The sequence below is a fragment of the Pseudomonas sp. Irchel s3f19 genome (genome assembly GCF_900187555.1).
Classification (GTDB): domain Bacteria; phylum Pseudomonadota; class Gammaproteobacteria; order Pseudomonadales; family Pseudomonadaceae; genus Aquipseudomonas; species Aquipseudomonas capeferrum.
In genome coordinates this window covers 288,758-310,113 of the sequence record NZ_FYDW01000005.1, presented here as the reverse complement: position 1 = coordinate 310,113, position 21,356 = coordinate 288,758, and the positions used below count along the sequence as shown (strand labels likewise).

General features: G+C 64.9%; 15 protein-coding genes. 7 read left to right on the top strand and 8 right to left on the bottom strand.

What is annotated here, in order from left to right; all coding sequences use genetic code 11:
* Positions 1 to 8: 8 nt before the first annotated feature.
* The 5 genes from CKW22_RS15525 to CKW22_RS27580 all read right to left on the bottom strand — a co-directional run bounded on the left by CKW22_RS15525 (position 9) and on the right by CKW22_RS27580 (position 8,872).
* Positions 9 to 2,783: a malto-oligosyltrehalose synthase gene (locus CKW22_RS15525; protein ID WP_095064373.1), complete on the bottom strand. Its 2,775-nt coding sequence runs from the start codon at positions 2,781 to 2,783 to the stop codon at positions 9 to 11.
* The gene (malQ, locus tag CKW22_RS15520; protein WP_095064372.1) at positions 2,780 to 4,849 is read right to left on the bottom strand and encodes a 4-alpha-glucanotransferase; all 2,070 of its coding nucleotides are present in this window, start codon (positions 4,847 to 4,849) and stop codon (positions 2,780 to 2,782) included. Before malQ ends, CKW22_RS15525 begins: the two co-directional genes overlap by 4 nt.
* Positions 4,846 to 6,588 (bottom strand): malto-oligosyltrehalose trehalohydrolase, encoded by a 1,743-nt coding sequence (gene treZ, locus CKW22_RS15515; RefSeq protein ID WP_033696694.1) that lies wholly within the window; start codon positions 6,586 to 6,588, stop codon positions 4,846 to 4,848. Before treZ ends, malQ begins: the two co-directional genes overlap by 4 nt.
* A gap of 14 nt (positions 6,589 to 6,602) precedes the next feature.
* On the bottom strand, positions 6,603 to 8,162 hold the full coding sequence (glgA, locus tag CKW22_RS15510) for a glycogen synthase GlgA (protein WP_033696695.1): 1,560 nt from the start codon (positions 8,160 to 8,162) through the stop codon (positions 6,603 to 6,605).
* A gap of 542 nt (positions 8,163 to 8,704) precedes the next feature.
* Positions 8,705 to 8,872, bottom strand: a complete 168-nt coding sequence (locus CKW22_RS27580) for a DUF6026 family protein (protein WP_077068354.1) — start codon at positions 8,870 to 8,872, stop codon at positions 8,705 to 8,707.
* Positions 8,873 to 9,037: 165 nt separating this feature from the next.
* On the opposite strand from CKW22_RS27580, the gene gnd reads away from it, so the two are divergent.
* The 6 genes from gnd to CKW22_RS15480 all read left to right on the top strand — a co-directional run bounded on the left by gnd (position 9,038) and on the right by CKW22_RS15480 (position 14,937).
* Positions 9,038 to 10,060 (top strand): phosphogluconate dehydrogenase (NAD(+)-dependent, decarboxylating), encoded by a 1,023-nt coding sequence (gene gnd / locus CKW22_RS15505; protein ID WP_256577303.1) that lies wholly within the window; start codon positions 9,038 to 9,040, stop codon positions 10,058 to 10,060.
* A complete protein-coding gene (gene zwf / locus CKW22_RS15500; RefSeq protein WP_047581814.1) occupies positions 10,057 to 11,562 on the top strand; it encodes a glucose-6-phosphate dehydrogenase in 1,506 nt (501 codons plus the stop codon). Before gnd ends, zwf begins: the two co-directional genes overlap by 4 nt.
* A 143-nt stretch (positions 11,563 to 11,705) precedes the next feature.
* Positions 11,706 to 13,502 (top strand): glycoside hydrolase family 15 protein, encoded by a 1,797-nt coding sequence (locus CKW22_RS15495; RefSeq protein ID WP_095064370.1) that lies wholly within the window; start codon positions 11,706 to 11,708, stop codon positions 13,500 to 13,502.
* A gap of 60 nt (positions 13,503 to 13,562) precedes the next feature.
* Positions 13,563 to 13,919 carry a VOC family protein gene (locus tag CKW22_RS15490; protein WP_047581818.1) on the top strand — a complete coding sequence of 119 codons (357 nt, stop codon included), beginning with the start codon at positions 13,563 to 13,565 and terminating at the stop codon, positions 13,917 to 13,919.
* On the top strand, positions 13,919 to 14,539 hold the full coding sequence (locus tag CKW22_RS15485) for a TetR/AcrR family transcriptional regulator (RefSeq protein WP_033696704.1): 621 nt from the start codon (positions 13,919 to 13,921) through the stop codon (positions 14,537 to 14,539). The genes CKW22_RS15490 and CKW22_RS15485 overlap by 1 nt, the downstream gene beginning before the upstream one ends.
* Before the next feature lie 2 nt (positions 14,540 to 14,541).
* A complete protein-coding gene (locus CKW22_RS15480; protein ID WP_095064369.1) occupies positions 14,542 to 14,937 on the top strand; it encodes a DUF4440 domain-containing protein in 396 nt (131 codons plus the stop codon).
* A gap of 101 nt (positions 14,938 to 15,038) precedes the next feature.
* Here the strand turns inward: CKW22_RS15480 and preA are convergent, their stop codons facing one another.
* The 3 genes from preA to hydA form a co-directional block, all read right to left on the bottom strand.
* Positions 15,039 to 16,313 (bottom strand): NAD-dependent dihydropyrimidine dehydrogenase subunit PreA, encoded by a 1,275-nt coding sequence (preA, locus tag CKW22_RS15475; RefSeq protein ID WP_095064368.1) that lies wholly within the window; start codon positions 16,311 to 16,313, stop codon positions 15,039 to 15,041.
* On the bottom strand, positions 16,314 to 17,681 hold the full coding sequence (locus tag CKW22_RS15470) for an NAD(P)-dependent oxidoreductase (protein ID WP_033696707.1): 1,368 nt from the start codon (positions 17,679 to 17,681) through the stop codon (positions 16,314 to 16,316). It abuts the gene before it with no gap.
* A gap of 106 nt (positions 17,682 to 17,787) precedes the next feature.
* Entirely contained in the window at positions 17,788 to 19,227 is a 1,440-nt protein-coding gene (gene hydA, locus CKW22_RS15465) for a dihydropyrimidinase (protein WP_033696708.1), read from the bottom strand.
* Positions 19,228 to 19,843: 616 nt separating this feature from the next.
* On the opposite strand from hydA, the gene CKW22_RS15460 reads away from it, so the two are divergent.
* Positions 19,844 to 21,334, top strand: coding sequence for an NCS1 family nucleobase:cation symporter-1 (locus CKW22_RS15460; RefSeq protein ID WP_033696709.1), 1,491 nt, complete (start codon positions 19,844 to 19,846; stop codon positions 21,332 to 21,334).
* Positions 21,335 to 21,356 lie beyond the last annotated feature (22 nt).

Here is a 21,356-nt window from a genome sequence, read left to right as displayed (position 1 = left end):
CCTGATGCTCAAGATTGTTGTATCAACACATTGACTGGAAATTCCGACAGTACGGCGCTCAACGGCAGCTCCTTTGAAAGGCTGACCGCAGCACAGGGGAAAAGTCCCGTCGAGTTGGCAGGCGACAAGGCAAACGGCAGTATCAGCCGGGTGTCGTCCCAGTTATGGGCCGGGATCAACGGTGTAGGGGCGCTACCGAGCAGGCCGCTGGCCAGGCGCGGCGCAATCACGATGGCGCGCTCGTCGTCACCCAGGCGGGCGAAGGCCAGCACCTTGTCGGCATGCCGGCCCTGCACGGTCAGCGGCAGGTAGGCGCCACGGCGGAACAGTTCGGCATGCGCCTGGCGACAGTCCAGCACCCGCGCCACCAGCGCTTGCTTGATTCGGCCATCGCGCCAGTGCGCCAGCAGCTCGGCGACCGGCGTGGCGTCGTCCAGGGTGCGGCGCCTGCTGGCGTAGTCGACTGGGCGGCGGTTGTCGGGGTCGACCAGGCTGAAGTCCCAGTATTCATTGCCCTGGTACAGGTCGGGCACGCCGGGCACGGTCATGCGCAACAGCGCCTGGACCAGGCCGTTGAGCGCGCCTGGGCGGGCGATGAGCTGGGCGGCATCGGCCAGCGACTTGCGCAACTGCTGGTTTTCGCCATCGAGCAGCAGGCCATCGATGTAGCGTGCGCAGGCGGCCTCGTAGGCGTCGTTCGGGGCGCTCCAGCTGCTGCGCAACTTGGCTTCGCGCAGGGCCTTCTGCTGCCATTGCCGCAGGCGCTCGGCGTACTGGCGCAGTGCGCCGTCATCGTGTGGCTCAAGGCTCAGCGGCCAACTGCCCAGCAGCGTCTGCAGCAGCATCAGCTCATCACCGGGGCTGGGTGCCAGGCCATCGTCCAGTTGCGCCCGCAGGGGCGCCGCCAGCTCGCGCCAATGCTCCACGCGGCTGGCCAGCCACGGCCCGCGTTCGCTGAGCACCGCCAAGCGGGCGCGGGTGTCTTCGCCGCGTTTATGGTCGTGGGTAGCGGTGGCCAGCAGGCTGTCGGGGAAGTCGCGCAGGCGCCGCTGTGCCTCGTTATGGAAATACGCTGGGCCCGCGCTGAAGCGCTCGGCCTCGAAGCCCACGTCGTTACGCGACAGCAGCCGCGCACTGCGGTAGAAGGCGGTGTCTTCCACTGCCTTGGCGGCGCTGGGTGCGGTCAGTTGCTGGAACCGCACGCAGGCATGGCGCAGGTGCTTGCGCGGCCGGCCCGGTGGTAGGCCACGCCAAGGCTGGCCACCCAGCCATCGTTCGAGCTGTTCGAGCAGTGGCCAGTCTGCCTCGCCAAGGTCCTGGCGGGCAGCGGCCAAGGCCTGCTGGAAGAACGCTTCGTCCTCGGCTGGGCGGCCGCAGGCGTTGAAGTAGGTGCGGTACACCGGGTAATGCGCGACCAGCGCCTGCAAGGCCCGGCGGATGGCGCCAAGGGTCAGGTCACGGGTCATCAGGTCGTCGCGAGCCACTTGCAGCAACGCCTGGGCCACCGATTCGCAGTCACCGGCCAGGCTGGCGTTGAGCACCAGGTGGCGGGCCAGGCGCACCTCCTCGGTGAAGTCCGGGCGTTCGCTGACGTTGGCCCAGAGCTCGGTCAACGGCGCTTCGCCCGCCGGGTCGTGTTGCAGCAGCGAGACCTGGTTCATGAACTCGTAGCCGGTGGTGCCGTCGGTGAGCCAGTCGCGGTGCAGGTGTTCGTTGGCCCCGAGAATCTTCTCCACGTAGATCGGGAAGTGCTCCAGCGCCGCATGCAAGGGCCGCCGGGCCAGCAGGCCATCGACCCTTCGGCGCAGTTTGCGGCAATAGCCGCGTGGGTCGGCCAGGCCGTCGATATGGTCGATGCGCAGGCCGTCCACCAGGCCGCGTTCGATCAGTTCGAACAGCTTGGCGTGGGTGGCTTCGAATACCACGGCGCGCTCGACCCGCAGGCCGCCCAGCTCGTTGATATCGAAGAAGCGCCGCCAGTTGATGTCGTCGGCGGCGGTGCGCCAGCTGGCCAGGCGGTAGGTCTGGCGTTCGAGCAGCAGGTGCAGGCGCTTGAAACCGGCCTCGCTGCGGCTATCGAAAGCGAGCAGGGCCGCGTCGAGGTCGGCGCCGTCTTTTACCAGGCGCGCCAGTTCAGCCTGCAAGGGCAGGGCGTCGGCCAGCGGTTGGGCGCTGTCGTGCAGGGCAGTGAAATGCGCGGCCAACGCCTGCAAGGCGGGTTCGGGGCTTTGCGCGAGGATCCAGCCGTAGTCGATCGGGCAGATGGGGAACCGGTGTTCGTAGTGGGCAATCTGCAGCACACCGTGGTGCTTGTCGAAGGTCAGCGGCATATCGCCTTGCTTCAAGGCCGCCCCGTAATCGCTGCCCAGGAAGGGCAGCAGCAACTGGCCGGCCAGCAGCGGGTCGCTGGAGTGCCACTGGATATCGAAGAACGCCGCATACGGGCTACGCCGGCCCCAGGCCAGCAGGCTTTGCCACCACGGGTTGTCGGCGCCGCCCACGGCCATGTGGTTGGACACCGTGTCGAGGATCAGCCCCATGCCGTGCTGGCGCAGTGCGGCCACCAGGCGCTCCAGTGCAGCCTCACCGCCAAGCTCCGGGTTGACCTGGGTCGGGTCGACCACGTCGTAACCGTGGCGGGAGCCGGCGCGGGCCTTGAGAATCGGCGAGGCATACAGGTGGCTGATGCCTAACTGGGCAAAATACGGCACCAGCGGCACGGCGTGATCAAGGGTGAAGTCGCTGTGAAATTGCAGGCGCAGGGTCGCGGTCAAGGGCTTCATCGGTCACGCTCCCAGGCTTGTTCACGGGCCTGGGCCAGCAGCTCCAGGCGCCGTGCGGCGTCTTCGTCGTCGAGCAGTTCGCGCACCGGCAGGGCGAAGCGCCGGCGCCAATTGGGGTGCCCTTCGGTGGTGCCGGGCAGGTTGGGTTGTTCGTCGCAGCCCAGCAGGTCTTCAAGTGGCACCAGCACCAGCGGGGCGCGGGTATGGCCGACGTAGCGCAGGGCGGCATCGATAACCGCGTCGTTGTCGGGCAAGGGGCCGTAGTTGGCCTCCAGGGTGCGGCGCAGGCCGTCGTGTTCTTGCTGGCGCTCCTGGCGCCAATGGAGTTCGGTGGCGGCGTCGATCAACTGCAGGCGATGGCTCCAGTCGATGTCGCGGTTCTGCAGCCAGCCGGCCAGCGGGGCCAGGTCGTGGGTGCCGGTGGTGGCCAGGGCGCTGTCCGGCCAGTCGAGAATGGGCCTGAAGTGGCCGGGTTGGGTCTGCTCGAAGGGCAGCACACGCATGCCCAGCACGGCCTTGTCGGCCAAGTGTTCGCGCAGGCCTTCGGGCACGGTGCCGAGGTCTTCGCCGAGGATGATCGCCTGGTGGCGCACCGACTCCAGCGCCAGCAGGCGCAGCAGGTCTTCGAGGGGGTAGTTCAGGTATGCGCCCTCGCTGGGCTTGGCGCCCCGGGGGATCAGCCACAGCCGACGCAGGCCCATGACGTGGTCGATGCGCAGTCCACCGGCATGGGCCATGTTGGCCCTCAGCATCTCGATGAAGGCGCGGTAGCCATTGCGCTTGAGGCCTTCTGGGGAGAACGCGCAAATGCCCCAGTCCTGCCCCGAGCGGTTGAGAATGTCGGGCGGCGCGCCGACCTTGAGGTTGGCCAGCAACTCGTCTTGGCGGCTCCAGGCCTGGCTGCCGGCACCGTCGGCGCCTACCGCCAGGTCGGCGATCAGGCCGACGGCCATGCCATTGCCACGGGCGGCCTCCTGGGCTCGTTGCAGGCTGCGTTCGGTCAGCCATTGGCAGAAGGCGTGGAACTCGACCTTGGCCGGGTAGGCATTGGCGAAGGCTTCGACCTCGGCGTGGTAGGGGTCGTGCCAGGCACTGGGCCACTTGCGCCAGTCGGCGCCCAGGCCATGCTCCACCGCTTGTGCCTGCAGCACCTCGAAGCGGCAGTGGTGCTCCAGGGCCTGGCCGGCGGCTTCGCGGTAGCTGTCGAAGTCCTTGCGCAGCGGGTGATCGCCCTGGCTGAAGTCCTGGTACAGCGCTTCGAGCAGGCGCAGGCGGGCACTGGCAGCGCGGGGCCAGTCGACCAGCGGGCGTTGCTCCAGGTCTTCGAGCTGCTGCTGCAGCCCGCAGGCTTCGATGGCCATGCGCACGGCGCGCTCGCCAAACAGCGCGGCCGGGCTGGCATAAAGGCTGTTGAGCAGCAGGCGGCTGGAGGGCGAGTAGGGGCTGTAGTGCTGCTGGTCGATGGACGACAGGGCGTGGATCGGGCTGATGGCCAAGGCGTCCGCACCGCGCTCGGCGGCCGTACGCGCCAGTTGCTCCAGCGCCAGGCAATCGCCGTAGCCGCCATCGCCGCTGCGGCGCAGGCTGTACAGCTGCACGGCCAGGCCCCAGCAGCGCGGCGGCGGTTGCGGCACGCTGTCTTCGAGGCTGTAGCAGCGCGACGGCGCCACCGCCACGGTGAAGGTGCGGCCGTCGATTTCCAGGCTGTGGTAGCCCAAGGGCAGTTCGCCGGGCAGGCGAGCCTGGCTGTCCAGTGCCAGGCTGTGCTGGCTGTGGTCTTCCAAGGTGCAACGCACCGCGCTGCCTGCGCTGAAATAGCGGTGCAGGGCCAGCGGTTGGCCCAGCTCGACGGTCAGCAAGGGCGGCAGGTGCTCGCTGTCCTCGGCGGCCTCCACAGCGCGCAGGCTGGCCTGGATGGCGGTCTCGTCGGCGGCGGGGTGGCCCAAACATTCGAGGACGTTGCGCAGTACGGCGTCACTGACTTGCTGGGGCCGGGCGTTGGCATCGATCCAGTCACGGCTGAGCCCGACGCGGGCCGCCAGACGGTGCAGGGCGGTTTCGCTCATGGGCGCTCCTGGCCAGGGGGAATCAGGCTGACCACGCAGCTGTACGCGGCCAGATGGGTATCGGGGTGGCGGTTGTCACTGCTGTCGAACAGCCGTGTTGCGGCAGGGGGTAGTTCCACGGCTTGGGGGCTTGCGGCCAGGTTCAAGTCGATGCGCAAGGTGTTGCCATCGCCCAGCCGCCAGCGTGCGCTGAGCGCTTTGTCGCCGTGCACGTCGGCGCCCAGCGCACGGCTGCCAGGCAGGTGCGGGATGACATGGCGACGGCGCAGGTCGAGCAACTGCTGATAGAGGCCGTGCCAGCCGGCAATGACCTCGTTGTGCTGCGGGCGTGATGACTCGAATGTCTGCTCGGCGTTGGGGTCGGGAATGCGCTCACGCTGCGCGGGGTCGGCAAATGCGGTGAAGTGGGCGAATTCGCCGCGTCGGCCTTCGCGCACGGCATCGGCCAGTTCATCGTGAAAGTCGGTAAAGAACAGGAACGGGCGGCAACTGCCGTCATCGTCGCCCATGAACAGCAGCGGGATCATCGGCGCCAGCAGCAGCAGGCCCGTGGCCGCACGCAGGGCTGGCGGCGGGCACAGGCGGGTCAGGCGTTCACCCAGGGCGCGGTTGCCGATCTGGTCGTGGTTCTGCAAGAACAGCACGAACGCGCTCGGCGCCAGGTGCCCACTGGGTTCACCGCGCGGCTCGCCATGGCGGTTGGCCTGGCCCTGGAACACGAAGCCTTCCGACAGGCAGCGGGCGAGCTGGTCGATGGGGCGCTGTTTGTAGTCGGCGTAATAGCCTTCGGTTTCGCCGGTCAGCAGCACGTGCAGGGCGTTGTGGCCGTCGTCATTCCACTGCGCGTCGAAACCTTGCTCCAGCAAAAAGGCCTGGTTGTGCTCGTTCTCCAGCACCAGCCACACATGCCGGCCAGGCTCCACCGCAGCGCGTACCCGTTGCGCCAGCTCGACGAGAAAGTCTGGCTGGTCGATTGCGTGCACCGCATCCAGGCGCAGGCCGTCGCAGCGGTAGTCGCACAGCCACATCAGGGCGTTCTGGATGAAGAACTCGCGCACCTCGGCGCGGCGGAAGTCGATGGCCGCGCCCCACGGCGTCTGCTGGTCTTCGCGGAAAAACGGGCTGGCGTACTGGTGCAGGTAATTACCGTCCGGGCCGAAGTGGTTGTAGACCACGTCCACCAGCACCATCAACCCTTCGCCATGGGCCTTGTCGACCAGCGCGCACAGCTGCTGCGGACTGCCGTAGGTATTCTGCGGCGCGAACGGCAGCACGCCGTCGTACCCCCAGTTGCGTTCACCCGGAAACTGCCCCAGCGGCATCAATTCGACAGCACTGATGCCGATGGCGGCCAGGCGTGGCAGTTGCCGGGCAACCCCGGCATAGCCGCCCAGCACGCCGACGTGCAATTCCTGAATGACCGCTTCGTGCCACGGGCGGCCCTGCCAGGGGTGTTGCCAGTCGTAGCTGGCCACATCCACCAGTTCGCTCGGCCCCTGCACGCCCTCGGGCTGGTAGCGCGACGCGGGGTCCGCTACCTGCAGTTTGCCGTCGATCCGATAGTGATAGCGATCGCCGGCCTGGCACGGGGCGGTGCCGGTGTACCAGCCATCATTGTCGGGCAGCAGCTCGACCGGCGGCTGCTGCTCGATTTCCACGCTCACGCTGCGCGCATCCGGCGCCCAGAGGGCGAAGCGCGCCGACGTGGCGTCCAACAACTGTGCGCCATGCCTGTGCATCTTCGATTCTCCGCTCAGTTGTGGCTGAACTGTGCCTGCTTGACCAAGTCCTCATAGAGGCGAGCGTAGGGTTCCACCGCCTGGCACCAGTTGAACGGCTGGGTCATCGACAGGCAGCGCATGGCGTTGAGCAAGTCTTTCTTGCCGTACACATAGAAGGCGCGGCTCAGCGCTTCGCGGTAGCTCTCGACGGTCGATTCGTTGAACAGAAAACCCGTGACCCCACACTCGATGGTATCGGCCAGGCCGCCGGTGTTGCGCGCCACCGGCAGTGAACCGAAGCGCTGCGCGTACATCTGGCTCAGGCCGCATGGTTCATAGCGCGACGGCATCAGCAGGAAGTCGCTGCCGGCGAACATGCGCCGCGCGTCGGTCTCGTTGAAACCGATGCGCACGCCGATACGGCCCGGGTGGCGCAGCGCCAGTTCGCGCATGGCCTGTTCTTCTTCCGGCTCACCACGGCCGATGATCGCGATCTGCCCGCCTTGCTCGACGATGTAGTCGGCCACACCCAGGGTCAGGTCGAGGCCTTTCTGGTAGACCAGGCGCGAGACCACGGCAAACAGCGGCCCCTCGGAGGGTTCGAGCTCGAACAGCTGGCGCACGGCTTCGGCGTTGCGCGCCTTGCCGTCCCAGTCATTGATGCTGAAGTTGTGTTGCAGGTGCTTGTCGGTGGCCGAGTCCCAGCTTTCGTCGATGCCGTTGGGGATCCCGCCCAGCAGGCCTTGCTGGGCCTTGGCCGCAAGGAAACCGTCCAGGCCGCAGCCAAACTCGGGGGTGGTGATTTCCCGGGCATAGGTGGCGCTGACCGTGGTGATGTGGCTGGAGTAGGCCAGGCCGGCCTTGAGGAACGACAGCTTGCCGTAGAACTCCATGCCTTCCTGCTGCATGGCGTGCTCGGGGATTGCCAGCTCCGGGCTGCAGCCACGGCTGTAGACGCCCTGGTAGGCCAGGTTGTGGATGGTGAACAGGGTCGGCGTGTTCAGCCCGCGCCAGTGCATGTAGGCCGGGGCCAGGCCTGCAGGCCAGTCGTGGGCGTGCACCACTTCGGGCTTCCAGTGGATCATGCCTTCGCCGGCAGCAATCTCGGCTGCAGCCAGGCCCAGGCGGGCGAAGCGGATATGGTTGTCGGGCCAGTCGCGGCCATTGTTGGCACCATAGGGAGTGCCGTCACGCTGGTACAGCTCAGGGCAGATCAACACATAGATGACCAGGCCATCGGCCAGGTCCATACGGCCGATCTTGCACGGCGGCAGTGCGGCGTGGCCGCCCAATTCGCCGACGATGTGAATCGGGTTGTCGCTCTCCATCACCTGGCGATAGCCGGGGATCAATACGCGCACATCGTGCAGGTGCGCCAAGGCGCGGGGCAGGGCGGCAGAGACGTCGCCCAGGCCGCCGGTCTTGACCAAGTCGGCGATTTCAGAGGTGACGAACAGGATCTTGCGTTTGTTCGGGTTGTGCTGGCGCTGTGCGCCGGGTGCCTTGCCTGTCGTGGCGAATTCCGGGGTAAGCGGCTCGCGGTTGTCCGGTTTGAATGACTCTACGTGAGGCTCGACAGCGGCACTGATCATACTTCTCTCCGTCCCTATGCTTGGCCGGGTGCTGGCACCCGCGGCGTTATCTCGTGTTGGTTCTCTCTGGTTCAAATCCGTGTAGTGCTATCCATGCCCCTGAGTCGTGCGCGCAGGCACAGCGCGATCAGCATTCCGGCCGAAGGCGATTGGACTGAATGGGGTTGGTGGGCCGAAGCGGGGGAGGTCCCTTTGCATTTGGCCTACTTAGTTCCTGACCCACCGCCGTTTGTGAAAGTTCGACTTTTTTACGTCACTCTTCCTATGAGCAAATGGCGGGCCGAAAGCTGAGTGTAGGAGAGAAGAAGTAAAAAAGGTGACCCACTGGTCACTTTCGTTATGGCCGGTTTAGACGCAAACGTTGGCGTCTGCGACCCGATGTGAACGGGGTGCTCGAGGGTAGGGCACAGGGTTTCAGACGCGCATCATTTCGTCGCGCAGAGAACGGGGTTGCCCTGTTTTGGTGCGCGCGCAGAGGCAAGCGGAGAGGGGGAGGTACAGCAGCGTGGGAGCCGGTCAGCCCCCACCAGGGAAGGTCACGATCAGAGATTGATAGCTTTGTCGCCGGAGCGAGCTTGCTCAAGCATCATGTGCAACTGAGCGACCTGCTGACGCAACTGGTCACGTTCGTCTTTCAACTTACGCAGCTCATCACGGCGTACGGAGACATAGAGGGTCTGGGTTGGAGTAGCAGGCATCAAGGTACCCATGAGCACACCTCGCGGTTTTGGCTGGTGACAGTTAAAGCGTAGTCGCTTCACGCGGGGCGCATTCTGAATTCTTTCGCCGCCCATGGGAACTTTTTTGTTTATCGTGGTCTCGCCGTTCGTCGCTGAACCCTTGGGCGGTACGCTGGACTAATCTGAAACGCTTAACTGCATCATCATCCATTTTCGAAACGGGAGCATCGGCTCATGCAACTGGGAATCGTCGGGCTGGGCCGCATGGGCGGCAATATCGCAAGGCGCCTGATGGGCGCCGGCCATCGCACCGTGGTGCACGACCGCAACCGCGACGCCGTCGTCGGGCTGGAGGGCGAGGGCGCACAAGGTGCCCACGACCTCGGCGCCCTGGTGCAAAAACTCAAGGCCCCGCGTGCGGTGTGGGTGATGTTGCCGGCCGGTGACTCTACCGAGCAGACCATCGCCCAACTGGCCGACCTGCTGGAACCGGGCGATGCGATCATCGACGGTGGCAACACCTTCTATAAAGACGACATGCGCCGTGCCGCCGATCTGGCCAAACGTGGCCTTCACTACCTGGACGTGGGCACCTCTGGCGGCGTGTGGGGGCTGGAGCGTGGCTACTGCATGATGATCGGGGGCGAAAAGGACGTGTTCGAGCGCCTCGAGCCGCTGTTCAAGGCCTTGGCGCCCGGCGTCGGCGACATCCCGCGTACCCATGGCCGCGAGGGCGAGCACCAGCGCGCCGAGCATGGCTACATCCACGCAGGCCCACCCGGTGCCGGGCACTACGTGAAAATGGTGCACAACGGCATCGAGTACGGCCTGATGCAGGCCTACGCCGAAGGCTTCGACTTGCTGCGCAGCAAGGGCGGCAACGAGCTGCCCGAGGACCAGCGCTTTGACCTCGACGTGGCCGAGATCGCTGAAGTCTGGCGCCGCGGCAGTGTGGTCACGTCCTGGTTGCTAGACCTTACCGCCGATGCGCTGGTGGCCGACCCGCAGTTGGCGCAGTTCAGTGGTTCGGTGTCCGACAGTGGCGAGGGCCGCTGGACCATTGACGCCGCCGTGGAGCAGGCCGTGCCAGTGCCGGTGCTGTCCAGCGCGCTGTTCGCCCGCTTCCGTTCGCGTCAGCAGCAGGGCACGTATGGCGACAAGATGCTCTCGGCCATGCGCCTGGGCTTTGGTGGGCATGTCGAGAAGAAAGGCGAATGACTAAACAGACGATCCCTGCAGCGCCTCCCTGCACCCTGTTTCTGTTCGGCGCCAATGGCGACCTGGTCAAGCGCCTGCTGATGCCGGCGCTGTACAACCTCAGCCGTGACGGGTTGCTGGACCGCAACCTGCGCATCGTTGGTGTCGATCACAATGCCGCCACCGCCGAGGCGTTCGCCGAGCGCCTGCACGCCTTCATGCTGGAGCGTGACAAGGGCGGCGAGGGCAGCGCCAAGTGCCTGGACGAAAAACTGTGGGCGCGGCTGGCCAAACGGCTGGACTACCAGACCGGCGACTTTCTTGATCCGGCCACGTACCAGGCGATTGCCAAGCGCATCGAAGCGACCCGTCATGGCAACGCGATCTTCTACCTGGCCACCTCGCCACGTTTCTTCCCCGAAGTGGCCCTGCGCCTGGGCCAGGCCGGCCTGCTCGACGAGTCGGCCGGTGGCTTTCGTCGCGTCGTGGTGGAGAAACCCTTTGGCACTGACCTTGCCAGCGCCGAGGCACTCAACGCCTGTTTGCTGAAGGTGATGGGCGAGCGGCAGATCTACCGCATCGACCATTACCTGGGTAAAGAGACGGTGCAGAACATTCTGGTCAGCCGCTTCTCCAACGGGCTGTTCGAGTCGTTCTGGAACAACCACTACATCGACCATGTGCAGATCACCGCCGCCGAGACCGTCGGCGTCGAAACCCGCGGTGCGTTCTATGACAACACCGGGGCCCTGCGCGACATGGTCCCCAATCACCTGTTCCAGTTGCTGGCGATGGTCGCCATGGAGCCTCCGGCCGCCTTTGGCGCCGATGCCGTGCGCGGCGAAAAGGCCAAGGTGGTCGGCGCCATTCGCCCGTGGTCGGCGAAGATGGCGCTGAAAAACTCGGTGCGAGGCCAGTACACGGCGGGCAAGCTGGGGCGCAAGCGCTTGCCCGGCTATCGCCAGGAAGCCAATGTCGGCGAAGACAGCCAGACCGAGACCTACGTGGCACTCAAGGTGATGATCGACAACTGGCGCTGGGCCGGCGTGCCGTTCTACCTGCGTACCGGCAAGCGCATGAGCGTGCGCGACACCGAGATCGCCATCTGCTTCAAGCCCGCGCCCTATGCGCAGTTCCGCGAGTCGGAGCTGGAGCGGCCCAAGCCCAACTACCTGAAGATCCAGATCCAGCCCAATGAGGGCATGTGGTTCGACCTGCAGGCCAAGCGCCCGGGGCCTGAGCTGGTGATGGAGAACGTCGAGCTGGGCTTTGCCTACAAGGACTTCTTCAAGATGACCCCGGCGACGGGCTACGAAACCTTGATCTACGACTGCCTGACCGGTGACCAGACGCTGTTCCAGCGGGCCGACAACATCGAGAACGGCTGGCGCGCGGTGCAGCCCTTTCTCGATGCCTGGGCCAAGGATGGCGAAGTGCACGAATACCCGGCAGGTGAAGATGGGCCAGAGGCTGGCAATGAACTGCTGACCCGTGACAGGCGGGAATGGCACCGTTTGGGGTGACCTGATCAAGTTGGGTTGCCAGTGCCGGCCTCTTCGCGGGGCAAGCCCGCTCCCACTGGTGCGGTGTTGTACCTGTGGGAGCGGGCTTGCCCCGCGAAGAGGCCGACCCAGGCAACCAACCGGCTCAACCGAAAGGAGACTCAATGCCCGCCCACATCGAAGACTACGCCTTGCTCGGCAATTGCCGCAGCGCCGCCCTGGTCAGCCGCGATGGCTCCATTGACTGGCTGTGCCTGCCCCGCTTCGACGCCCCCGCCGTGTTTGCAGCCCTGCTGGGCAATGAAGAAAACGGCCGCTGGCGCCTGGCCCCTTGCGACCCGGTCGAGCACACCAGCCGGCAATACCTGGAGGACACCCTGGTGCTTGAAACCACCTGGGTCACCGCCTCTGGTCGGGCGCGCGTGCTCGACCTGATGCCCCTGGGCGAGGTCAACTCGGTCGTGCGCATCGTCGAAGGCCTGGCCGGCGAAACCAGCTTCGAGATGGACCTGGTGCTGCGTTTCGACTATGGGCGCAGCGTGCCTTGGGTAGAAAAGCTCGCCCCCCTGACCCTCAGCGCCGTAGCCGGCCCTGACCGCCTGATCCTGTGCAGCACGGTCCCCTCGCATGCACGCGACCACCACACCGTCGCACGCTTTCGCGTCGGTGCCGGCCAACGTCAGGTGTTCAGCATGCGCCACCAACCCTCGCACCTGCCTGTGCAGCCCGATTGCGATGTCGAGGCGGCGCTGGCGCAAACCATCAACCAATGGCAGGCCTTTGCCGCCCGCTGCCCGGAGGTCGGTCCCTACACCGCCCTGGTGCGGCGCTCGCTGCTCACGCTTAAGGCCATGACCTACGCGCCCACCGGCGGCATCGTCGCCGCTGTCACCACCTCGCTGCCCGAGCGCATAGGTGGCGAACGCAACTGGGACTACCGCTTCTGCTGGCTGCGCGACGCCACCATGACCCTGCTGGCGTTCATGAACCTGGGCTACTTCGACGAAGCCCAGGCCTGGCGCGAATGGCTGTTGCGTTCGGTGGCAGGCAACCCCGAACAGATGCAGATCATGTACGGCCTGGCCGGCGAGCGTGACCTGCAGGAGTACACCCTGCCATGGTTGGCCGGTTACGAGCACTCGCAGCCGGTGCGGGTGGGCAACGCGGCGGCCGGGCAGATGCAACTGGATATCTACGGCGAGCTGGCCGATGCCATGACCCAGGCGATCAAAGGCGGCTTGCCTCGGCACCCACGCAGCGCCGCGATTGCCCGTTTGATCCTGCCGTACGTGGAGCGCATCTGGCGAGACCCGGACGAAGGTATCTGGGAAGTTCGCGGTGGCAGGCAGCATTTCGTGCATTCCAAGGTCATGGCGTGGGTGGCGTTCGACCGCGCGGCGGGGTTGGCCGAAACCACCGAAGAGGATCGCGAGCGCGGGCGGCACTACCGCCAGGTGGCAGACGAGATTCGCCGTGAGGTGTGCGAGCGCGGGCTGGACCCGAGCGGGGCGTTTTTTGTCCAGGCCTACGGCGCCAACGAAATGGACGCCAGCCTGTTGCAGATTGCATTGACCGGCTTTCTGCCGGCGGAAGACCCACGGTTTTTGCGCACGCTGGCAGAAATCGAAAAGCGGCTGCTGAAAAATGGCCTGTTGTCGCGCTATGACACCGACAGCTGCAGCGACGGCCTGACACCCGGGGAGGGTACGTTCCTGGTGTGTTCATTCTGGCTGGCCGATGTCTATGTGCTGCTAGGCCGGCAAGCCCAGGCACAGGCCCTGTACGAACGCTTGAGCGGCCTTTGCAACGACCTGGGGTTGCTGGCGGAGCAGTATGACCCGGCAGGCAAGCGAATGCTGGGCAACTTCCCCCAGGCGTTCAGCCATATCGGCATCATCAACACGGCGCTGAACCTGCACCGCGCGCAGTGCCCGGTGCGCGATCGGGCGCGTTGTGGTTAGGTCTGCGTGTGTGCACTGACTCAAGTAGACTGGGCCATTACCCATTGGCAAGGAGCACGCATGAGCGTTCGTGGCCACGATCGACAGATCGACAACATCGAATTCAATGTCAGCGATATCGCACGGAGCAAGGCCTTTTATGGCAGCGTCTTCGGCTGGCGCTTCACCGATTACGGCCCTGCCTACACCGAATTCAGCGATGGGCGGCTGACGGGTGGCTTTACTACAGGCGAGCCGGTACGCCCGGGTGGCCCGCTGGTCATCCTGTACGCCGACGATCTCGACGCCACGCAGCAGCGGGTCGAGGCCGCCGGTGCGCAGATCAGCCGTGCCACGTTCTCGTTCCCCGGCGGGCGAAGGTTCCACTTCGTCGACCCGGACGGCTATGAACTGGCGGTGTGGACGGCCCAAGCTTGATGGCCAACCACAAGATCGAGATCCGCCGGCGCAACATCGAGAAGATTCTCCAGGCTGCAGAAAAGGTGTTCGCCGAGAAAGGCTATGGCGCCACCTCGATGGGCGATATCGCCGAGCAGGCCGAGTTGCCGCGCTCCAACCTTCATTACTACTTCAGCACCAAGGACGACCTGTTCCGCGCCGTGCTGCAGGACCTGCTGGATGTGTGGAAGCAGGATGCGCTGTGTTTCGAGAACTTCGATGACCCACGTGTGGTGCTCACCAGCTACATCCGCGCCAAGATGGGCCATTCGCGTTCACGCTCGCTGGGCTCGAAAATCTGGGCTGAAGAAATGCTGCACGGCGCGCCCGTGCTGGGCGTGAGCCTGGACGAAAGCCTGGTGCCCTGGGCGAAGCTGAAGGAGACCAAGATTCGCCGTTGGGTGGAAGACGGGCGCATCCTGCCGGTAGAGCCGTCTGCGCTGTTGTACATGATCTGGGCATCGACCCAGCACTATGCCGACTTTGGCTATCAAGTGGCGTTGCTCAATGGCGGCGAGCCCTTGTCGGATATGGCATTCGAAAACGCGGTGCAGACGGTGACCAGTGTCATCCTGCGTGGCATTGGCCTGGAGCCTTGAACATGACGTTGAGTGAACGTGCGGTACGCAGCATCCACGATGTACATGATCTGATCCATGCAGTATTCACCCGACCCGCTGCGCGAACCGAGGCGCTTCGCAGCGAGTTGATGGCGGTGTTTGCCGACAACTTCAGTATGGTCACCACGGCGGGCGCGATCGTTGATCGGCAGCAGGTGGGGCAGTTGTTCGAGCGGGGGGCCGGGGCTCGGCCAGGGCTGGAAATCGAGGTCAGTGACGTGCAGGTAGTGTGGCAGGCGGGGGCGAGTGTGGCGGTGCGCTACAAGGAGACGCACCGGTTGCAGGGGCAGGAGACTGCGCGGTATTCGTTGGCCATTGTGGAGTGTGACGAGCAGCGGGTGGTGTGGGCGTACCTGCATGAGACAGCGGTGGCTTGACCAGAGATGGGGCCGCTTCACAGCCTTTCGCGGGGCAAGCCCGCTCCCACAGGATTTCTGCCTGCCTGAAAAAGCACACAACGCCTGTGGGAGCTTCAGCCTCAGCTCGCCTCGCGATAGGGGTTACGCGGATCCTGCGTCCAGTTCAGATAAGGCTTGCCGGTATCCTGCGCCACCATGTCGATGCAGTTTTCCACCGGGCAGGTGATCTGGCACAGGTTACAGCCCACGCATTCCTCCTCGATCACGCTGTAGATGTGGGTGCCATCAGCCTTGGCCGTGCTGGCAATGGCCTGGTGCGACGTATCTTCACAGGCGATGTGGCACCGCCCGCAACCGATGCAGGCGTCCTGGTCGATGTGTGCCACTGACTTGTAGTTGATGTCCAGGTACTTCCAGTCGGTGGTATGCCCCACGGCCTGGCCTCTGAACGCCTCCAGGTTGCGGTGCCCATGCTGGTCCATCCAGCGGGCCAGGCCATCTTTCATGTCTTCGACGATACGGAACCCATGCAGCATCGCGGCCGTGCACACCTGCACGGCGCCACTGCCCAGGGCGATGAACTCGGCAGCGTCACGCCAGTTGCCGATACCGCCGATGCCGCAAATCGGCAAGCTACGTGTCTCGGGGTCGCGGGCGATCTCCGCGACCATGTTCAGGGCGATCGGTTTGACCGCCGAACCGCAGTAACCGCCATGGGTGCTCTGGTCGCCGACGATGGGGTGGGCCACCATGCGGTCCAGGTCAACGCTGGTGATCGAGTTGATGGTGTTGATCAACGACACCGCATCCGCCCCGCCGCGGTGCGCGGCGCGGGCCGACTGGCGAATGTCGGTGATGTTCGGCGTGAGCTTGACGATCACCGGCAGGGCGCAATAAGTCTTGCACCAGCGGGTGACCATCTCCACATACTCCGGCACCTGGCCGACCGCCGCGCCCATGCCACGTTCAGGCATGCCGTGGGGGCAGCCGAAGTTCAGTTCGATGCCATCGGCGCCCGTGGCCTCCACCAGGGGCAGGATGAACTTCCACGATTGTTCCTCGCACGGCACCATCAGCGACACGATCAACGCGCGGTCGGGCCAGTCCTTCTTCACCTGGGTGATCTCACGCAGGTTGATCTCCAGCGAGCGGTCGGTGATCAGCTCGATGTTGTTGATACCCTGCACCTGGCGGTTGGCGCCGTAGTGCGCTGAGTAGCGCGACGACACGTTGACCGCCGCCGGGTCCTCGCCCAGGGTCTTCCAGACCACGCCGCCCCAGCCGGCCTCGAACGCGCGGACCACGTTGTAGGCCTTGTCGGTGGGTGGCGCCGAGGCCAGCCAGAAAGGATTGGGCGCCTTGATACCGGCGAATTCGATAGACAAGTCGGCCATTTACGCAGCCTCCACATTGAGCATGAGTTGGGCATGGATGGCTTCAGCGGCCAGCTTGCCGTGTTGCACGGCCTGGACGGTGAGGTCCTGGCCCAGGGCGGTGCAGTCGCCGCCCGCGTAGACACCCGCAAGGCTGGTGCGCATGTGCGCATCGACGTGGATGCGTTCACCGTCGCGGGCCAGTTGCGCGGCCACGGGGTCGATGAGGCTGGCGTCGTCGAAGCGCTGGCCGATGGCCTTGAAGATCGCATCGGCGGCCAGTTCGAAGGTTTCGCCGGTGTCGCGCAGGCGCCCATCCGCCAGTGCCGTGCGGGCGAAGCGCATGCCGCGCACCTTGCCGGCGTCATCCAGCAACACGGCATCGGGGCGCGCCCAGGTGTGCAGGCGCACCTGGTTGGCCTTGGCGATGTCCTGCTCGTGGTCGGTGGCGCCCATGTCGGCGTGGCCGCGGCGGTACACCAGGTTGACGTCACGGGCGCCCAGGCGGCTCATCTGCACGGCCATGTCGATGGCGGTGTTACCGGCGCCGATCACCAGGCAGCGGTCGGCCAGCGGCAGTTGGCTCAGGTCGTCGGCCTGGCGCAGTTCGCGGATGTATGCAGTGGCGGCGAGCACGCCGGGCGCCTCTTCATCGGCCAGGCCGAGCTGACGCACCGCATTCAGGCCAAGGCCCAGGAATACTGCATCGTACTGATCGCGCAGCTCGCCCAGGCTGAGGTTGCTACCCAGGCGTTGACCGTGGCGGATTTCGATGCCGCCAATACCCAACAGGAATTCCACCTCGCGCTGGGCGTAGTCGTCCACCAGCTTGTAGCGGGCGATGCCGTACTCGTTGAGGCCACCGGCCTTGTCGCAGGCTTCGAAGACCACTACGTCGTGCCCATGCATGGCCAGGCGGTGCGCGCAGGACAACCCGGCCGGGCCTGCGCCGACCACGGCGATGCGCTTGCCGGTGGCCGGCGAGCGGGTGAAGGGGTGCTCGGTGAAGTGGGCGTTGTCCAAGGCATAGCGCTGCAGTTGGCCGATCAGCACCGGTGCGCATTCCTGGGCGTTGTTGCGCACGCAGGCTTGCTGGCAGAGGATTTCGGTCGGGCACACACGGGCACAGCTGCCGCCGAGGATATTCGCCGACAGAATGCGTTCGGCAGCGCCTTGCAGGTTCTCGTCACTGATGCGGTGGATGAACGAGGGGATGTCGATTTCGCTTGGGCAGGCATTGACGCAGGGGGCGTCGTAGCAATACAGGCAGCGGGCGCTTTCCACGGCGGCCTGGCGGGCGGTGAGGGGCGGGGCGAGGTCGCCGAAGCGCTCGGCCAACTGGTCGGCGCCGGCCCGGGGGCGCGGCAAGTGGTTCAGGGCATCGATCACGGTTGTTAGCCTCTCTTTTCTTTTTTGGATGTGGCAGTCAACGGCAATACGGCGCCGCCCGGCCTCTTCAGGGCCGGTACGGCAGTGCTGGTGCTGTGGGTAAGGCTCAGCGCTGGACGGGTGTCGGGCGCTGCTGCTCGGCGCGTCGGCCCAACACCTCGTACACCGAGGGGTAGGCCGGGCGCTCCACGTAACGGCCGGCGCCAGGTTCGGCGCGCAGGTCGCCATCGGCCCAGACCACACGGCCCTGGCTGATGGTGTGGCTGGGGATGCCGCGCACGGTGCGGCCTTCGAAAATGTTGAAGTCCACGCGCTGGTGGTGGGTCTGCGCCGAGATCAATCGCGTGCCCTCTGGGTCCCACAGCACCAGGTCGGCATCGGCACCGACGCGGATGGCGCCCTTGCGCGGGAACAGGTTGAAGATCTTCGCGGTGTTGGTGGAAGTCAGTGCGACGAACTCCTGCATCGACAGGCGCCCACTGTTGACCCCGGCATCCCACAGCACGGCCATGCGGTCCTCGATACCGGCGGTGCCATTGGGGATGCGGCTGAAGTCGTCGCGGCCCATAGCCTTCTGCTCGGCGCAGAAACAGCAGTGGTCGGTGGCGGTGGTGTGCAGGTTGCCCGATTGCAGGCCGCGCCACAGGGCTTCCTGGTGTTCCCGTGGGCGGAAGGGCGGGCTCATCACGTAGCCGGCGGCCGTGGCCCAGTCCGGGCTGCGGTAGACGCTGTCATCGAGCAGCAGGTGGCCGGGCAGTACTTCACCGTACACCGGCTGGCCTTTGGCCCGGGCATAGGTGATTTCGTCCAGCGCTTCGCGGCTTGAGATGTGCACCACATACAGCGGCGTACCGATGGTTTCGGCAATGCGGATGGCGCGGCTGGCGGCTTCGCCTTCGACCTGCGAAGGGCGCGACAGGGGGTGTGCCTCGGGGCCCGTCATGCCCTGGGCCAGCAGTTTTTTCTGCAGGTGGTAGACCAGTTCGCCGTTCTCGGCATGCACGGTGGGCACCGCGCCCAGTTGCAGGCAGCGCTCGAAGCTGGCCACCAGCGTGTCGTCGGCGGCCATGATGGCGTTCTTGTAGGCCATGAAGTGCTTGAAGCTGTTAACCCCGTGCTTGGCCACCAGCTCGCCCATTTCTTCGGCGACCTGCTCGCTCCACCAGGTGATGGCGACGTGGAAGCCGTAGTCGCTGGCGCTCTTCTGTGCCCAGCCACGCCAGGTGTGAAAGGCCTCCAGCAACGACTGCTGCGGGTTGGGGATGACGAAGTCGATGATCGAGGTGGTACCGCCGGCCAGGCCTGCAGCAGTGCCGCTGAAGAAGTCCTCGCTGGCCACGGTGCCCATGAAGGGCAGTTGCATGTGGGTGTGCGGGTCGATGCCGCCGGGCATCAGGTATTGGCCAGTGCCGTCGAGGATTTCGCAGTCGGTGGGGGGGTCGAGGTTTTCGCCAATGGCGCGGATCACACCCTCGACACACAAAACATCGGCGGGGTAACGCTCTTCGTGGGTTATCACGGTGGCACCACGGATCAACAGGGACATGCCGTCTTCCTCGCAGGCTGACCGGTCTGGGCCGGTTCTTGAATTGTTATCGGCCAGTGGCTGAAGGGTAACTTGCAATCCTGTCAGACCTGACAAGAATGAAATTTAGATGGTGATTTAAGATTGTTCAAGAAAATAATTTATTAGCTTATAACATTTATAAATTATTGATATTAAAGGGAAAAATATACAAATCACCAAAATGGTGAGGCCCTTCACCATTTTGACGCACTTGACAAGAAGCCAAATTGGTCAAGATTTTCCATGCAAAATCAGCTGCTTGATAACCGGTTCGAAGGGCCGGCTATCCTGCTCAAAAAACCAGGCTGCACCAGATTGAAACCAAAGGCAGGGTGCAGGGGCGGCCGAAGGTGGTATGCGCAGCAGGCGAGGGGAACACCGTACTTTCGCCAGGCGCAGATAAATGCTTTGCAGTTCAGTTGATTACCTCCGGTAGGCGGCGGCCACCCGGGACGGCGCAGGCCAACCCGGCACGCAATTTGAGTACGGCCACAACCGCCAGGCCGGACCGGAGGAGCAGTACTGGTGGTGTGTGTACTCCGGCCATCGCGTTAGCCCGATGAGCAAACAATTAGAAAAACCTGGAGAAGGCCCCATGCAACAGAGCAGATCGCAAGTGATCGAGCAGGAAGGCCTGTTCGAGCTGGAGGCGGGCAGTGACGTGCTCGACAGCCCGCGCTACAACCACGACATCGCGCCCACCAAGGTGCACCAGCGCACCTGGAACAAGTGGCACATCACCGCCTTGTGGGTGGGCATGTCCATCTGCGTACCCACCTACACCCTTGGCGGTGTGCTCACGGCCTACTTTGGCCTGAGTGTGGGTGAAGCGTTGCTGGCGATCCTGCTGGCCAACCTGATTGTGCTGATCCCGCTGACCCTCAACGCGTTCCCCGGCACCAAGTACGGCATCCCCTTTCCGGTGCTGCTGCGTTCCTCGTTCGGCATCCTTGGCTCTAACGTGCCGTGCTTGATCCGCGCCGTCGTCGCCTGTGGCTGGTTCGGCATCCAGACGATGTTTGGCGGTCTGGCCATTCACCTGTTCCTCGGTTCGATGTTCGATGGCTGGAAGGCCCTGGAGGGCACCGGTGAGGTCATTGGCTTCATGATCTTCTGGGCCCTCAACCTGTGGGTGGTGCTGCGCGGGGCGGAGTCGATCAAATGGCTTGAAACCCTTTCAGCGCCATTGCTGGTGGCGGTCGGCATCGGCCTGCTGGTGTGGGCTCTGCCGCACATGTCGATGACCGAGTTGCTGGCGCAACCGCCCAAGCGGCCCGAGGGCGCCAGCGTGGTCAGTTACTTCTGTGCCGGGCTCACCGCCATGGTCGGTTTCTGGGCCACGTTGTCGCTGAACATTCCCGACTTCAGCCGCTACGCGAAAAGCCAGAAGGACCAGATTCTGGGGCAGATCTTCGGCCTGCCGCTGACCATGTTCCTGTTCGCCGCCCTGGGTGTGGTGCTGACCGCCGCTTCGGCGTCGCTGGTGGGCGAAACGGTGTCGGACCCGGTGAGCCTGATCGGCAAGATCCAGAGCCCAGGCTGGGTGGCCCTGGCCATGGCACTGATCGTGATCGCCACACTGTCGACCAATACTGCGGCGAACATTGTGTCGCCAACCAATGACTTCCAGAACATCGCCCCACGCCTGATCGGGCGTAGCCGTGCGGTGTGGCTGACCGGCCTTATCGGCTTGGCGCTGATGAGTCACGAACTGCTCAAAAAGCTTGGCTTGATCGTTTCCGACCTGAGCCTTGAGAGCGTCTATTCCAACTGGTTGCTGGGCTACTCGAGCCTGCTTGGGCCCATTGCCGGGATCATGGTGGTGGACTACTTCCTGATCCGTCGCCAGCGTCTGGACCTGGCCGGGCTGTACCGTGACGACGTGTATCCGGCCTGGAACTGGGCGGGGTTTGCGGCCTTCGCACTGCCGGTGGCGCTGACTGTCATGGCCATCGGCAACAGCAGTTTCAGCTGGTTCTACGACTACGGCTGGTTCACCGGTTCGCTGCTGGGTGGGGCGCTTTACTACGTCCTCGGCGGCGTGGCGGCGCGCAGCCCGACGCGGCTGGCCAAGCCTTTGCCGTGACCGCTTGCCAGTACCGACAACT

What these genes read in the sequence shown, in the direction of transcription:
- CKW22_RS15460 (WP_033696709.1), top strand. Translation starts at nt 19,844, where the DNA reads ATGCAACAGAGCAGATCGCAAGTGATCGAGCAGGAAGGCCTGTTCGAG.
- preA (WP_095064368.1), bottom strand. Translation starts at nt 16,313, where the DNA reads ATGGCCGACTTGTCTATCGAATTCGCCGGTATCAAGGCGCCCAATCCT.
- treZ (WP_033696694.1), bottom strand. Translation starts at nt 6,588, where the DNA reads ATGCACAGGCATGGCGCACAGTTGTTGGACGCCACGTCGGCGCGCTTC.
- glgA (WP_033696695.1), bottom strand. Translation starts at nt 8,162, where the DNA reads ATGATCAGTGCCGCTGTCGAGCCTCACGTAGAGTCATTCAAACCGGAC.
- CKW22_RS15485 (WP_033696704.1), top strand. Translation starts at nt 13,919, where the DNA reads ATGGCCAACCACAAGATCGAGATCCGCCGGCGCAACATCGAGAAGATT.
- CKW22_RS15480 (WP_095064369.1), top strand. Translation starts at nt 14,542, where the DNA reads ATGACGTTGAGTGAACGTGCGGTACGCAGCATCCACGATGTACATGAT.
- zwf (WP_047581814.1), top strand. Translation starts at nt 10,057, where the DNA reads ATGACTAAACAGACGATCCCTGCAGCGCCTCCCTGCACCCTGTTTCTG.
- CKW22_RS27580 (WP_077068354.1), bottom strand. Translation starts at nt 8,872, where the DNA reads ATGGGTACCTTGATGCCTGCTACTCCAACCCAGACCCTCTATGTCTCC.
- CKW22_RS15495 (WP_095064370.1), top strand. Translation starts at nt 11,706, where the DNA reads ATGCCCGCCCACATCGAAGACTACGCCTTGCTCGGCAATTGCCGCAGC.
- CKW22_RS15490 (WP_047581818.1), top strand. Translation starts at nt 13,563, where the DNA reads ATGAGCGTTCGTGGCCACGATCGACAGATCGACAACATCGAATTCAAT.
- hydA (WP_033696708.1), bottom strand. Translation starts at nt 19,227, where the DNA reads ATGTCCCTGTTGATCCGTGGTGCCACCGTGATAACCCACGAAGAGCGT.
- malQ (WP_095064372.1), bottom strand. Translation starts at nt 4,849, where the DNA reads ATGAGCGAAACCGCCCTGCACCGTCTGGCGGCCCGCGTCGGGCTCAGC.
- CKW22_RS15525 (WP_095064373.1), bottom strand. Translation starts at nt 2,783, where the DNA reads ATGAAGCCCTTGACCGCGACCCTGCGCCTGCAATTTCACAGCGACTTC.